This window comes from Noviherbaspirillum pedocola (assembly GCF_016632335.1).
GTDB classification, from domain to species: domain Bacteria; phylum Pseudomonadota; class Gammaproteobacteria; order Burkholderiales; family Burkholderiaceae_D; genus Noviherbaspirillum_A; species Noviherbaspirillum_A pedocola.
This window is the reverse complement of record NZ_JAEPBG010000008.1, coordinates 227,836-242,410: the sequence shown is the minus strand read 5'-3', so window position 1 is coordinate 242,410 and position 14,575 is coordinate 227,836. Positions and strand designations below refer to the sequence as shown.

13 protein-coding genes are annotated in these 14,575 nt (G+C 64.1%); 2 read left to right on the top strand and 11 right to left on the bottom strand.

Translation table 11 applies throughout. The annotated features are described in order from the left end of the window. Positions 1-161: 161 nt before the first annotated feature. The 6 genes from JJB74_RS19015 to JJB74_RS18990 form a co-directional block, all read right to left on the bottom strand. Positions 162-2,462, bottom strand: coding sequence for a DEAD/DEAH box helicase (locus JJB74_RS19015; RefSeq protein WP_200594417.1), 2,301 nt, complete (start codon positions 2,460-2,462; stop codon positions 162-164). 130 nt (positions 2,463-2,592) lie between these two features. Beyond that, the gene (locus tag JJB74_RS19010; protein WP_200594415.1) at positions 2,593-2,793 is read right to left on the bottom strand and encodes a hypothetical protein; all 201 of its coding nucleotides are present in this window, start codon (positions 2,791-2,793) and stop codon (positions 2,593-2,595) included. A 124-nt stretch (positions 2,794-2,917) separates the two neighbouring features. After that, complete coding sequence (locus tag JJB74_RS19005; protein WP_200594413.1) at positions 2,918-3,232, bottom strand: hypothetical protein; 315 nt, start codon at positions 3,230-3,232, stop codon at positions 2,918-2,920. Positions 3,233-3,626: 394 nt separating this feature from the next. After that, a complete protein-coding gene (locus tag JJB74_RS19000; protein ID WP_200594411.1) occupies positions 3,627-3,860 on the bottom strand; it encodes a hypothetical protein in 234 nt (77 codons plus the stop codon). A gap of 95 nt (positions 3,861-3,955) precedes the next feature. Next, on the bottom strand, positions 3,956-4,738 hold the full coding sequence (locus JJB74_RS18995) for a 3-hydroxybutyrate dehydrogenase (protein ID WP_234484289.1): 783 nt from the start codon (positions 4,736-4,738) through the stop codon (positions 3,956-3,958). A 25-nt stretch (positions 4,739-4,763) separates the two neighbouring features. Further along, complete coding sequence (locus JJB74_RS18990; RefSeq protein ID WP_200594409.1) at positions 4,764-6,149, bottom strand: GntP family permease; 1,386 nt, start codon at positions 6,147-6,149, stop codon at positions 4,764-4,766. 314 nt (positions 6,150-6,463) lie between these two features. Between JJB74_RS18990 and JJB74_RS18985 the strand changes: the two genes are divergently transcribed. After that, on the top strand, positions 6,464-7,411 hold the full coding sequence (locus tag JJB74_RS18985; protein WP_200594407.1) for a LysR family transcriptional regulator: 948 nt from the start codon (positions 6,464-6,466) through the stop codon (positions 7,409-7,411). Positions 7,412-7,551: 140 nt separating this feature from the next. After that, positions 7,552-8,058, top strand: a complete 507-nt coding sequence (locus JJB74_RS18980) for a septal ring lytic transglycosylase RlpA family protein (protein ID WP_200594405.1) — start codon at positions 7,552-7,554, stop codon at positions 8,056-8,058. Positions 8,059-8,103: 45 nt separating this feature from the next. On the opposite strand, the gene JJB74_RS18975 is transcribed toward JJB74_RS18980, so the two are convergent. Genes JJB74_RS18975 through JJB74_RS18955 form a run of 5 tightly spaced genes read right to left on the bottom strand, consistent with a single transcriptional unit; the run spans position 8,104 to position 14,105 of the window. After that, on the bottom strand, positions 8,104-9,651 hold the full coding sequence (locus tag JJB74_RS18975) for a glycosyl hydrolase family 28-related protein (RefSeq protein WP_200594403.1): 1,548 nt from the start codon (positions 9,649-9,651) through the stop codon (positions 8,104-8,106). A gap of 11 nt (positions 9,652-9,662) precedes the next feature. Then, the gene (locus JJB74_RS18970; RefSeq protein ID WP_200594401.1) at positions 9,663-10,472 is read right to left on the bottom strand and encodes a glycosyltransferase; all 810 of its coding nucleotides are present in this window, start codon (positions 10,470-10,472) and stop codon (positions 9,663-9,665) included. Continuing rightward, complete coding sequence (locus JJB74_RS18965; RefSeq protein WP_200594399.1) at positions 10,465-11,502, bottom strand: DUF535 family protein; 1,038 nt, start codon at positions 11,500-11,502, stop codon at positions 10,465-10,467. The genes JJB74_RS18970 and JJB74_RS18965 overlap by 8 nt, the downstream gene beginning before the upstream one ends. Continuing rightward, positions 11,499-12,908: a hypothetical protein gene (locus JJB74_RS18960; protein ID WP_200594397.1), complete on the bottom strand. Its 1,410-nt coding sequence runs from the start codon at positions 12,906-12,908 to the stop codon at positions 11,499-11,501. Before JJB74_RS18960 ends, JJB74_RS18965 begins: the two co-directional genes overlap by 4 nt. Before the next feature lie 42 nt (positions 12,909-12,950). Beyond that, positions 12,951-14,105, bottom strand: a complete 1,155-nt coding sequence (locus JJB74_RS18955; protein ID WP_200594395.1) for an MraY family glycosyltransferase — start codon at positions 14,103-14,105, stop codon at positions 12,951-12,953. Between the last annotated feature and the right edge of the window lie 470 nt (positions 14,106-14,575).

Sequence of the window (14,575 nt, the reverse complement as noted above, 5' to 3'; positions counted from 1 at the left end):
GCGGATTTGGAACAGAATGCAGAACGATATTCCGGCGGGCAGTGCAAGCGGCCGGCAACCCGATTCGGGGAAACATGCGTAGGTTGGGCTGCCAAGCCCAACACGAAGCCCGATCCCGTGCGGACTTTCGTTGGGCTTCCTTCGTCAGCCCAACCTACGGGTCAGGCCGGCTTTGAACCCTTGCGATGCGCCTTCGGCTTCGGCGCATCGCTGCTGCGCTTGACCGGCTTGGTGCTCGGCTTGCCGCCGAAAGATCTTTGGCTCGGCTTTCCATCCGCTTGCCTGGGGCCTGATGCGGAATCGAAGCGTTTGCCAGCGCCACGCGGCGCTTCCTGCGGCTGCTGCGTGGAGCGGCTGAGGCGCAGCGCTTGCCCGGAAACCATCACCGTTTGCAACTGCTGGAATACCTCTTTCGGCATGCCCTCCGGCAAATCGAGCAGGCTGTAGTCGTCGTGGATGTCGATGCGGCCGATGTGTTTCGCCTCGAGGCCGGCTTCATTGGCAATGGCGCCGACGATATTGGCCGGCTTGACGCCATGCACCCGGCCCACCTCGATGCGATACGCCTGCATGCCGTGCGCGCTGCGCTCGCGCTGGCGCGCCGGCCGGTCCGCTTCATCAGACGGTTCGGTCTCTTCCCTGCGCGCTTGCCGCTCGGCGGCTGGACCGCTGGCGCGCGGCGCGGGGCTGCGCATCGGCTTGTCCGTGCCGCCCGATACTGCCGGCGCGCCTTCGCGGCGTATGCGCAGTTGCTGGCCAGCGACCCACACCGTCTGCAGATGCGCGAGCAGATCGCCGGGCAGGTCGTCCGGCAGGTCCAGCAGACTGTAGTCGTCGTAAATGTCGATGCGACCGATGTGCTTCGAATCCAGTCCCGCTTCGTTGGCGATGGCGCCGACGATATTGCCGGGCTTGACGCCGTGCATATGGCCGACCGCGATGCGAAAGCGCTGTTTGCCCGCCTCGGGCGCGCGCTCCACGCGTTCCTTTCTCGGGAAGGCGGGCCGTTCAGCCGCATGCCCGTGTTCCGGCCTGTTGCCCGATTCGAAACCATGCCTGCCGCGTTCAGGGCCCGCCGCCTGATCCATCCTGGTCGGCCTGCGCTCGGACCTCGTGTCATCCTCCGGCTGCGTGCCACCGGCTTTATCCAGCAGCAGCGGCACATCGCCACGTGCCAGTTTCGCCAGCGCGGCGGCAATCTCGATGGCCGGGACATTTTTCTCGCGCTCAAAGTCCTCGATCAGGGACTGATAGATTTCCAGGTCACCCGCGGCCAGCGTCTCGCTGATGCTGTCCTTGAACCGGGCAATGCGCACATCATTCACCGCCTGGATGCTGGGCAATGCCAGTTGCGCCACCGGCTGGCGCGTGGCGCGCTCGATGGCCTTCAGCAGATTGCGTTCGCGCGGCGCGATGAACAGGATCGCTTCGCCGCTGCGTCCGGCGCGCCCGGTGCGGCCGATGCGGTGCGTATAGCTTTCCGGATCGTGCGGCACGTCGTAATTGATCACATGGCTGATGCGTTCGACATCCAGCCCGCGCGCGGCGACATCGGTGGCCACCAGGATGTCGATGGCGCCATCCTTGAGCAGCTGTATCGTGCGTTCCCGCTGCTGCTGGGCCATGTCGCCATTGATCGCGGCTGCCGAGAAGCCGCGCGCCTGCAGACGTGTCGCCAGATCTTCCGTGCCGAGCTTGGTGCGGGCGAAGATGATCATGCCGTCGAAGGGTTCGGCTTCCAGGATGCGCGTGAGCGCATCGAGCTTGTGCATGCCGCTGACCAGCCAGTAGCGCTGGCGGATGTTGTCCGCCGTGCCGGTCTTGGCCGCGATCGTGACTTCGGCGGGATCGCGCAGATGAGTCTGCGCAATGCGACGGATCGCCGACGGCATCGTCGCCGAGAACAGGGCGGTCTGGCGCGACGCCGGGGTTCTCTGCAATATCGTTTCCACATCGTCGATGAATCCCATGCGCAGCATCTCGTCTGCTTCATCGAGCACCAGCGTCTTCAGCTGCGACAGGTCCAGCGATTCCCTTTCGATATGGTCGATCACGCGGCCGGGCGTGCCCACCACCACGTGCACGCCGCGCCGCAGCGCGTTCAGTTGCGGGCCATAACTTTGTCCGCCGTAAATCGGCAGCACATGAAAGTTCGGGATATGCGTCGCATAACGCTGGAAGGCTTCGGCCACCTGTATCGCCAGCTCGCGGGTCGGCGCCAGCACCAGGGCCTGCGGCGCGCTCGCCTTGATGTCGATGCGATCGAGGATAGGCAAGGCAAAGGCCGCGGTCTTGCCGGTGCCGGTCTGCGCCTGTCCGAGCACATCGCGCCCCTCGCGCAGCAAGGGAATCGTGGCGGCCTGAATCGGCGAAGGGGATTCATAGCCGAGTTCCTGCAATACGCGCAGCAATGGCGCATGCAGTTTCAGGTCGGCGAATAGGGGGAATGCGGTATCGGACATCGTGTCTTTCATGGGTGGCGTGGGGGCCGCAGCGGGCAGGGCGCTGATGACTATGTGGCAGCGCCCGTTGGAGATGCTTGCAAGTCTCGCGGCCACGCATGCCTGGCCTGGCGATACTTCAGCGCAATCGTCAGTCGTTCAATGCGGCTTTTGCCGCTTCTTCCGGAGACAGGCCGTCATAGTACAGGTCGGTGAACCACTCGACCTGTTCTTCGATATGGTCCTGCGCCTCTTGCAGCGTAGCGCCGCCGGCAACCAGAAAGCCTTCCACCTCGATACACCACGCGATCAACGCGGCGGTTTCCGGATCGAGCTTTTCTTTCTTGGCCATGGGGCTTTCCTTGTGATGGTGAAGTGTGACCGCGACGTACGGCGGAATAAAGATATTTCGTCCGGAGCAGCCCCAGCCAGCGGATAAGGGGAGAGGGGCGCAGGGACGGACGGAATCGCGCAGTTTACCCGGACGACAGCGCGTCGCGCAGCAATTCCGACTGTTCGCGGTCGCTCATGGCTTCCCAGGTGTCCGCGGGAATATCCATCAGCGCCTGCGCGCGTTGCCCGGCGTCGCGCCATGCATCCGCGATCGCTTCCTGTTCGGTCGGCTGATTCTCGGTCGAGCTCGCGTCATCCGTGCTCCAGGACCAGCCGGACTTTTTGGTGATGCTGTCGAAGACATAGCCGACTTCCTCGAGGAGCTCTTTCTTTCCGCCCGCGCCCGAGGAAACCTTGCCGCTCTTGAAGCTGGAACCGCCTTTGGATTTCTTGAACATGGTTGATCCGGTGCCCTTTCGTCTATTTCATCTGTACGCCAAGAGCTGCGTAGATGGGGGCGATCCGGCATGAATCAACGTTGTCGGCTCGTGGCGTGGAGAAAATGCGAAGTGGTTTCCCGGACATGGAAGTCGGCGACTCCGCGCTGCGGGGCGACAAGGTGAACAGGAAACGCAGGGAGCCTACTCTTCGGCGCGCAGGCTCCCGGTGCGTCGATTTTCTGCGAGCACACCACTCACCCCGTTCGTGCTGAGTAGCCGGCGCAGCCGGCGTATCGAAGCATGGCATGCCCGTCGACTTGCCTTGCGTCTTTTCCTGCAAGAAGGACGCGGAGTGCTCGTAGCGCCGGACCTTGTCGCCACCGCGAGCGCCCCGCGGCAAGCCATCGCGCGTTCAGTCCCCGCGTTCCCTGATCATTGCATTCGCAAACCGCCTGGCGGCTTCAATGGCATCGTCGTAGCTGTCCCACGAGTGTGCCGCGACCGGTTCCTTCTCCACCACGTTGACGAAGTCCTGCGTGGCATCGTCGAACCGGGACATCGTCAGGAAGGCATCCCACTTCGTCGTCCCCGGCACCTCGTAAGCCAGAAGGTGTATCTGGTACTTTCCTACGGTTTCAATCGCCATGGGTTCTGTCCTCCTCTGCATTACGGTGTAGTGACGCAGCTTGCCATGAAGCCCACAGGCCCGGGGACGATGCATTGCCGAGTCTTGCGCTTTCCCTACTGCGCGGTCCAGGCGCCGTCGATGGGCAGGGCCGCGCCGCGCAGTTGCGCCGCGGCATCCGAGCACAAAAAGGCTGTGAGCGCGGCGATCTGCTCGGGCGTGGCGAAGTCGCCCGATGGCTGCTTCTCGGCCAGCAGGCGGCGCTGCGCCTCGTCCTTGGTTATGCCTTCACGCGCGGCCAGGTCATCGATCTGGCGCTGCACCAGCGGCGTCAATACCCAGCCCGGGCAGATCGCGTTGCAGGTCACGCCAGTCTGCGCCATTTCCAGTGCGGTGACCTTGGTCAGGCCGACCACGCCATGCTTGGCTGCGACATAAGCCGACTTGTTGATGGATCCCACCAGGCCGTGCACCGAAGCAATGTTGACGATGCGGCCCCAGTTCGCCGCGCGCATGATCGGCAGCACGGCCTTGGTCGCATGAAACACCGCCGACAGGTTGACCGCAATCACCGCGTCCCAGCGCTCTTCCGGGAAGTCCGCCACCGAGGCGGTGTGCTGGATGCCGGCATTGTTGACCAGGATATCGACACCGCCGAACTCGCTCGCGGCAAAGGTCACCATGTCGCGGATTTCCGCGGGCTGCGACATGTCCGCGCCATGAAACCTCACCTCGATGCCATGCGCTTCGGCAAGCTGCGCGCAGACGCGGCGGGTTTCGCGCGCATCACCGAAGCCGTTGATCAGCAGGTTCGCGCCCTGCGCCGCCAGGCCGCGGGCGATGCCCAGGCCGATGCCGCTGGTGGATCCGGTGACGATGGCGGTTCTGTTCTTCAGCATGATGTTGTCCCTCGTGATCAGTGGATCAGTAGATGCCCAGCAGGTAATAGGTCGCGATCGCAACGAAGACCGCGGCGGTCTTGATCACGGTGACGGCGAAGATGTCCTTGTACGAAGTCTTGTGCGTGAGCCCGGTGACGGCCAGCAGCGTGATCACCGCGCCGTTATGCGGCAGCGTATCCATGCCGCCGGAAGCCATCGCGGCAATGCGGTGCAGCACTTCCATCGGGATGTGTGCGGCGTTGGCGGCCTGGATGAAGGTGTCCGACATCGCGGCAAGCGCAATGCTCATGCCGCCCGAGGCGGAGCCGGTGATGCCGGCCAGCGCGGTGACGGTGATGGCTTCATTGACCAGCGGATTCGGAATGCCCTTCAGCGCGTCGGCAATGATGGCAAAGCCCGGCAGTGCGGCGATCACGCCGCCGAAGCCGTATTCAGTTGCGGTGTTCATCGCCGCCAGCAGCGCGCCGCCGACCGCGGCCTTCGAACCCTCGCCGAAACGCGCGGCCACTTCGCGCCAGGCGAAGGCCAGCACCATCAGGATGCCGACCAGCAAGGCGCCTTCGACTGCCCAGATGCCGAGGTTGGGCGTCACATCGACAGCCAGCGGATGCCCGGCAAGCGGCACCGTGATCTTCGAACCGAATGCCTTGGGAATCGCCACCGTGAACAGCTTGTTGAAGACGCCGACGGCCACCAGCGGCAGCAGCGCGATGATGGGATTGGCAAGCCGGCCACCCTTGATTTGCTCCGGCTCGTTCAGATGGTCGAAGCCATAGCCTTCGCCGGCCCGCTGCGCCGCGCGCCGACGCCACGACAGGTACAGCATGCCCACCGCCAGGATGAAGAGCGAGCCGATGATGCCCAGCCACGGCGCGGCATAGGTATTGGTCTTGAAGAAGGTAGTCGGGATGATGTTCTGGATCTGCGGCGTGCCGGGCAGCGAATCCATCGTGAAGGTAAAGGCGCCCAGTGCGATGGTGCCCGGAATCAGGCGCTTTGGTATATCGCTCTGGCGGAACATCTCGGCGGCGAACGGATAGACCGCGAACACCACCACGAACAGCGACACGCCGCCATAGGTCAGGAGCGCGCAGACCAGCACGATGGACAGCATCGCGCGCGCCTGCCCGAGCACGCCGATCACCGCGGAGACGATGGAGCGCGAAAAGCCGGAGAGCTCGATCACCTTGCCGAAGACGGCGCCGAGCAGGAACACCGGGAAATACAGCTTGACGAAGCCGACCAGCTTCTCCATGAAGATGCCGGAGAACATCGGCAGCACATACGACGGATCGGTGAACAGCACCGCGAGCATCGCGCATACCGGCGCGAACAGGATCACGCTGTAGCCGCGGTAGGCGACCAGCATGAGCAGGAGGAGTGATGCGAGGACAATCGCAAAATTCATAACGGTTCCCAAGGATGTAGCGACAAGCGCAGTCTCTTGCCATGCCATGACTGCATGGAAAGAGCGCGTGTTGTCTTTGTTGATGATGCGCGCGCGGTATGCCGGACCGGATCGTGCGCGCCGTTCGGCTGCGGTCTTTCGCCTGAGAAGGAACTTGCCGCTTCGCTTTCCGGTGCGCGATGCCTCCTGGAACTAAAGTGCTGCGGTGAGAATCGTTACAGGAGTCGGCACGAAGCGTAACAGTGGCGCGAGCGCTGAAAAAGTGAATTATTCCTATATACTCCATGCCCTTTTGGCATGGAATCGAGGCGGTGATGGACCTGAGGTGCTTGCGCTATTTCGTCGCGGTGGCCAAGGCCGGCAGCTTTTCCCGCGCGGCCGGGGAGCTGCATGTGACCCAGCCGACGCTGAGCAAGGCCATCGGCCAGCTCGAAGCGGAACTCGATGTCAGCCTGCTGGAGCGCGGCCGGCGCGGCGTGTCGGTGCGTCTGACCCCGGCTGGCGAGCTCACCTTCGGCCATGCATGCGCGCTGCTAGACCGGCGCCGTCAGCTGGTTTCCGAGCTGGCAGCAATGCGCGAACTCGGCACCGGCGAGCTCGCGCTCGGCGTGGCGCCCTTGGGCGGCGCCGAAATCTTCGCGCCGATGCTGGCGCGCTTTCGCCGCAGTTATCCGGGCATCGAAGTCAAGATCGTGCAGAGCGGCAGCCGCCGGCTGGAACAGGGCGTGCTCGACGGTACGCTGGAACTGGCCACCACGCTGTTGCCGCTGCGTCCCGAATTCGATTTCGTGATGCTGCGCGACGATGCGATGGCGGTGCTGTTGCCGGCGGGCCACCACCTCGTCGGCCGGCCGCAGTTGAGCCTTGCCGAGATGGAAGACCTGCCTCTGGTCATGTTCGACAAGACTTTCGTGATTGCGCACATGCTGCGCACCGCTTTCCGCGATGAAGGCTTGCGCCTGAAGGAAGTCACGCATACCGATCATCTCGATTTCGCGCTTGCGCTGGTGACGGCCGAAGCTGGCGGCCTGGTGTTGCCGAGCTTCATTGCGCAGCAGGTGGCCAACGACAGATTGGCCGTGGTGCCGCTGGCGCATCCGACGCTGCGCTGGCGCCTGGTGCTGGCCTGGCGCCGGGATGCGCCGCTGTCGGCGGCTGCGCAGGCCTGGCTCGGCGTGGTGCGCGCGATGACGCAGCCGGGGATGCCGCAGCAGAACATGTCGCCGCAGAATCTTCCCTCGCAGAATCTTCCTTCGTACTGACTGCATTCCCGAGGTCAATGTTGACCGTATCGGCATCGGCGAACTTCGTCGTCCTGTCATGCTCGAAAAGAAACCGCCGGTTCCTGCACGGTGCATAACGCGCAGGCCCGGCCACTACTTCACCGACAAGGCAGAACAATATGAACAAGCATCGCCACGTGATCCTGTTTGCGCTTGCCTGCAGCGTCGCCGGCGCGGCCCTCGCAGCGCCCGGGCACAGACAGGATGCTGAGAAGACCGCGCATCACCACAAGCCTGCGCAGCATGCGAAGGCGCATGCGCACAAGCCGACGCAGCATGCGAAGACAACCCATATCGACCGCTCCGGCAAGGCGCGCAAGGGCATGGCTTCGTATTACAACGGCAAGGGCAGGAAGATGGCCGACGGCAAACGCTTTGATCCGCAGGCGAAGACCGCGGCGAGCAAGACGCTGCCGCTGGGCACAAAGGCGCGTGTCACCAATCTCGAAACCGGCAAGAGCGCCACCGTTGAAGTGCGCGACCGCGGCCCGTATGTCGACGGTCGCATTGTCGATGTCACGCCCAAGGTGGCCCAGGATCTCGGCATGAAGAAGGAGGGCGTGGCGCCGGTTGAGGTCAAGCCGGTGGAATTGCCACCGCCTGATGCTACCGAGGCCCAACGCTAGTGCGCACTGGTCGCTACGAGTGTACGTGCCACTGCAGCCGGGATTTCAGCCTTCGGCTTTCAGATAGCACGTGCCGAAGCAGTCGGCCCGGCCATCGCCGCGAAAGCTGCCGCTCAACTCGACGATGAGCCTTCCTTCCCTTTCCCGCGCCGTGAGTGCCGGAGCGCTCTCCCACTCTTCGCTGCGGTAGACGAGCTTGCACAGGCAGGCCTGATAGCGATTGCCATCGCTGCGGCTGACGGTGCCCTTGGCCAGGAAGCGCAGCGTCGCTTCGCCCTGTGGCTCGCGGTCCGCATTGGCCATTGCTTCGATTTCATACATTCCCGAGGGGCCGAGCGGCTTCAAGGCGAGCCGGAGCGATATCGATCCGTTGCGATGCGGCGCCCGGATTTGCAGTGGCGCGACGCAGCGGCGCGTGTAGCCGGCGCCATCCGACGCGTCCCGCTGCGCTACGCCGATGCCGGCATTCCAGAAGTGGCGCGCCTCGGCAAGGTAGACGTTGCTGGCCAGGAAGCGGCCACTGCTCGCAGGCTGAACCGTGCGGCCATCATGGTTGTAGAAGCGCACCGGATCGATGCGGGCAAAGATGTCGCCGATGCTTACCAGCAGCTTGGAGGCATCGTTGTAGCAGTGCCGCAAGCCGGCACGGTCGACGTAATGATTGCCGGTCGAAACGATCTGGTCGCCATGGGAACCGAATTTTGCGAGGAGATCGGCAAGCAGCGTATTGCCCGGCCCGAATACTGCGGCCGCTACGCCGCTGGTAATGTCATCAATGACGACTTCATTCTCGAAGTAGTTGCCCGTACAGACAAAACCCATGAAGCCCTTGCGGAACACGGAAGGACCGCCATAGACGTGGTTGCCCTGGAATAGCAGGCCGGCTGCGGTGTCGAACTCGAGCACGCTCTGCGTCGCCCCGCTGATGTAATTCTGCTGGAACAGGATATCGGTCGCCTTGTTGGCCGACGGATCGAAAAGCCTCACCACATGCCGCGGCAGCCTGAGGCGATGGTCGTCGGCGCCGCCGAACCAGTTGCCGATGAAGCGGTTGTTCACCATGGAGCCATTCGGCATCGCTGCGCCGCCAGCCCCCGGTGTGGCGATCAGCAGGTCGGCATCGTTTGCGCCGAAGATGCGGCAGCCCGACACCCGGCCATAAAAGGCGCGCCATGCCAGCGCGACGGCTTTCAAGTTCGCGGCATTGACTACCAGGGACTCGAGTTCGCAGCCTTCATCCGCCGTCGCCGGGACATTGGCGGCATAGCTGGCCGTGGCAAGGAAGTAGCCCGGATCGCCGCTGTTGATGGCTTTCAGCACGGCGGCGCCTTCGCCCTGCAGCCGCACGCCGGGCTTCAGCGCCAGGTTGGAAGCGAGATAGGTGCGTCCTCCCGGGAAGTACACCACGCCGCCCGCCGGACAGCCGTTGATTGCCGCCTGCAGGCTGCGCGTGTCGTCGGTCCTGCCATCGCCCACCGCGCCATGGGCCAGCACATTCACGCCGGCCGCAGCCGGCCCCTGTGCTCGCGCGCCTGCTGGTACGAGCGCGGGCAGCGCAGCCAGCAGGGCGAGGCTGCGACGTCGCTCGTTCATCACCCGCGCCGTCACGCTGACTGGCGCAGATACCTGCGAAACACGATGTGACGCAGCGATACCGGGGCGACGAATACCATTGCCCGGGCCAGGCCGTCCGCCAGCGAAGCCAGCGTCGACTTGATGCCGTTCTTGCGCAGGAACCATTGCAGGGCGATCTCGGATTTGGCATACCCGATGCCGCCGCGACGGGTCACCATGTCGCGTCCTGCACGGGCGCGCACCACGACATCCGGCATGTTGGCTACCCGCGCGCCGGCGGCGACCGCCTTCGCCCATAGGGCATAGTCTTCCTTCAGCGGGATGTCCGGATAGCCGCCGATCCTCTCGATGAAGGATTTGCGATAGCAAACCGTCATGTGATTGAAGGGATTCCTGCGGCGCAGAAAGCGGCGTATGTCGGCGGGCTGGCACGGCACCTTCCTGACGCCGGTAACGGCCAGCGTCGCCGGGTCGCATTCCTGGATCTGGCCGCCGACGATATCGAGCGCGCCGCAGCTGATCGCCGCCCATTGCAGCGCCGCCCTCCCCGGAAGACAAAGGTCATCCGCATCGAAGCGAAACACCCATTCCGAGCGGCAGTGCGCCAGTCCGGCGTTCAGTGCCCGAGCCAGCCCAACGTTTTGCGGAAGCGGCACTTCTCTTATCGGCAGCGCGTCGCGGTACGAAGCGATGACGGCTTCCAGTTCGGCGCCTATCGGGCCATCCTTGACCATCACTACCTCGCGGATGTACTGCAGCTGGCGCACCAGGGAGCCGAGGGCTTCGGAAAAATAGACGGGATCGTCCTTGCGATAGACAGATATCAGTACGCTAAACATGCTTTTCCTCGCTGGTGAAGGCGGGAACACCGCTCCCGCCGGACTCGTGAATCGAAGCCTCGCCGCGCTGCGTTGGCTGCGGCCGCCTTTCCTTCTGCAGGCGGGTCGCAACGCTGCGCGCAACCTCCCACTTCAGGGAACGCTTTCTCTGCGTGCGGGCACGATGCCGCTGCTTGATCAGGTGAAGCGGCTTTTCAGGCAAGCGCGGCGCAAAGAGGTAGAAGCCGGACACACAGCGCTCGCCGCCGAGCCGGGTCCAGAAGCCGTCGTAATCGAAGCTGACTTCATGCGCCAGGGCACCGTGCCTGGAAAGCTGGCGGTCATTGCCGACTGCGGCGATCGCCTCGACCTGCAACGATGCGGCCAGGCCTTCGAGCGCGGCCAGCAGCAGGTAAGCGGGCGGGGTGTCGCAGAACACCCTGGTGCTGTGCCGGATCTGCTCGAAGCAGCCGCGCGCGCCCTGAACATTCGTGATCAGCAGCGCCTGGCCGCAATCGCGCCGCAGGAACGTCCCCTGGACCAGCGTAGCCGTCATCATGTACAGCAGCGCATCCCCACATCGGAATTCCAGGCGCATCTCGCCTTCGAAGTCATGGCCTCCGCGCGGAAAGGTCAGGACAATCGCATAGTCGCCTTCGGGCGAGGTGCGGCGCCATAGCAGCTGCCCCTCATCAAAGAGCCGGTGCAGGAAGCTCGTACGAAAGAGGCGCGCCAGGCTGGCGTAATGGTTGACCAGCATGGCAAGCCGTTCTTCGCGACCAAGGTTCGCCGCCAGATAGTTCACGTGCAGGTACTTGAACAGCACCAGCGGCCGCCGCCGGAGAAGGCGGACATTGCCGCTGCCTGCCATTACGCGCAGCAGGCGCAGATGCCCGGTCAGATCGAGGAACAGGCACATGACGCGCAGGCAGCGCGCCAGCCGGCGCAGCCTGATGCCGGCCGCGACGGCTGCCCTGCTCAACGCATTGCCGGCCGCGGCGATTTCGTGGCCATTCGCATAACGCGGCTCGCAGTGCGAATGCGGCTTCATGGCGCGCCTCCGTGATCGCACATTGCCCGCCGTTGGCCCCGCATCGCTGCCTGCACCCGGCAATTGATGCGATACGAGCATGGCGCCGATATGAACAGCACCGGCAGCAGATAGCTCACGCCAGCGCCAAGAGCGCCCCAGGCGCCCACGAGAAAGGGCAGGATGCATGGCGTGATGAGCGCAATGATCAGCGAGGAAACAAGCAACGGCTCGCGCTTCTGCGCCCGCGCAAAGACCGCCACTGTCAGGATGTATTGCTGCAGCACGGCTGCAAGCAGCAGCACCGCCAGGGTCGTCATGGCTGGGATGCGCGCGCCAAGGGCGGGATCCACCTCCTTGAGCAGGGTCACGAGCAGCAGCGCCGCGCTTCCCGCCAGAATGGCCACCGCCAGCGCATTGCGCTTGGTCGAGCGGAACAGCGCACGCAGCTCGTCATGGCGCTGGCCTGCCGTCAGCGAGGAAATGAGCGGCACCTTGCAGTTGAGCCAGACGCTCATGAATCCCGCGACCGAATTGGCGATCGACAGGCCGAGGCCGAAACGGCCGGCCGCCTCGGCGCCCTGAAAATGAAATACGGCGGGGTTGAACAGGTTCAGCACGAGCAGGGTGCTCAGCGTCGAGATCGCGTACTTCCACTGGAACGGCCACACCTGCGCTTTCCAGTCCCATGCCCCCCGGTTTGCGCGTGCCGCCGCAGCGAGATGGTGGAACAGCTTGTGGAAGCGGCGCAGATATATCGCAAGAGGCACCGCGAACAGCAGTCCGGCCGAAGCCACCATGCCGTACAGCGCGCCGCCGGCCAGCATGATGATCCACATGGCGACGGTGCCCGAGACCAGTCCGGCCAAGCGCGCCCGGGCCACCAGCTCGACTCTGCCCAATCCTTCGAGCGTGCCTTCGACCGAAAGCAGCAGGATGCGCAGCGTCGTCAGCAGGCATACGAGGAGCCAGGGAAGGAGCCAGTCGCCGCGCGCGATGCGACCGTCGCTGCCAAACAGCCAGTATCCCGTCACAAGCGCGAAGACGAGAAAGGCCATGGCCAGCGCCAGCACCCGCGGCGCCGCCTGGCCCAGCAGCGCGCCGACGCGCGCGCGTACCGCCGTATCCGCGGACAGCGTCTCGGCGCCATCCGGCAGGCGCGAAAGCTGTGCCCCTTCACGTGCCACCCATTGCGTGATCGTGTAGGAAAAGCCGAAGTCAAAGACGATATGCAGCCCGAGCAGGGTAAGGAAAGTGAAGTACAGACCCTGCTGCGTGCCGTCCAGGAAATGCACGATGAACAGCATCGTCACTGCATTCGAGCCCAGCATCCATATCCTGTTGATGAGCGTGTAGCCGATGGCCAGGTCGATGTCGGCCCGGCGCAGCAGGCGGCGCAGCGGCTGCATGAGCATGATCGTTTGCATGGTCGATTCCGGAAATGGGCGTTCTTGACCGAGCCGGGCGCTTCAGGCCGGGTTGCCGCGCGCCTCGGGCGCCAGTCCGAGCATGACCTTCGGATCGAAGCACCAGTGGCCTCGCACCAGGCGCGTGTAAAACACCATGTAGACCCCGACCTGTGCCGCCACCAGGAACAGCGCCGACATGCCCGGGCCGAGGATGACGGCCGCCGCGGTGAAGAGCATGGTCCACGGCGCGATGACCAGCACCACCGCCGCATTGCGCATCCATGGCTGGGTCGCGCGGCGCGCCACCTTCTGGCAGATGAAGCGACGGTAGACCAGCATGTGCAGATGCAGGCGGTCTGGAATGGCGGGACTCATCCTGCGCACCATCTTCTTGCGGTAAATGCTGTACAACACCTCGATCACCGGGTAGGCATAGATTGCAAGCACCTGCCATGCATCGATCGATGCATTGCGCCGGATCGCCAACACCGCGACTTCGGCGCACCAGAAGCCGAGCACATAAGCGCCGCCGTCGCCCATGAACAGCTTGCCGCGCGGGTAGTTCACCAGCAGGAAGCCGAGCGCGGCGCCCATGCCGAGCAGGGACAGGTTGACGATGAGCGCATCGCCCGCCTGCCATCCGAGAAGCGCCATCCCGGCCAGCATGACGACCACGGTGCTCGCCGCGATGCCGTTGAAGCCATCGATGATGTTGACCGAATTGGTTACGCCGACCACGGCGAACACCGTGACCGCAATCGCCGCGGGCGCATAGGCCAGCAGATCATCGATCAGCCACAGGTCGACCCTGGGCATCACCGCTCCGACGGCCCAGGCTGCAAGCATTGCCCCGCCCGCAGTAAAGAACAGGCGCGCACGCACGCTGACCTTCTTTGTCGCGTCCTCGATCAGCCCGATCATGAAAACCGGTAGCGCCGAGAGCGACATCCAGAGCGCACCGCTCATCACTTCTTCCGGCACGACGTCCGCATGCAGGAACCGGATCCAGGCGAACCCGCACACCATGCCCAGCATCAGCGCGAGTCCGCCCACGCGCGGAACCGGGACGGTATGGAATTTCTGCTTTCCGGCCAGGTCGCAATCAAGACTGAGAGCGCCATGCCAGTTCTGCGTGACGACGATGAGGCGGCTGGTGAAGAAGCTGACCAGCGCCGCAACCAGCGCGCCTTCGATGAATGCTGTGATATGCATCATGAGATCCTCATTCGAAAATTCGCTTGGCTTGCGAGTCAATGACGCGACGTTCCCGCGCGGACTGCGCCGCGTGGGCGCCTGCTGCATGAAGTCGCGCCTTGCAAACAATGTAATGGCCGCTTCGCGTCTCGAAAATGTGGACTTGGTTATCGATGAAGCAGCACGCTAACGGATCATCGGTCCGCTTTATTGATGAACGATGCGTGTCCCCGGCATGCGGGACGATTGATGATTTCGTCCGCGATGCGGCGGCATGTTTCAGGAGATCTCCAGGAAAGCTTCAATTGTCCGCGCCGCGGCGTGCAGGATGCGGCCCGGAGGGACGCACTGCGGGATCATGTCGATCGGCGCGGCATGGAACGCGGCAAGGGGACGGGAAGCGGCGCGTGCCGCAGATGCAGGAAGCCCGGATCGCGGCGCAGCGACGATCCGGGCCTTTTGATGCAGGGTTTTTTCAGCCGCCGCGGGTA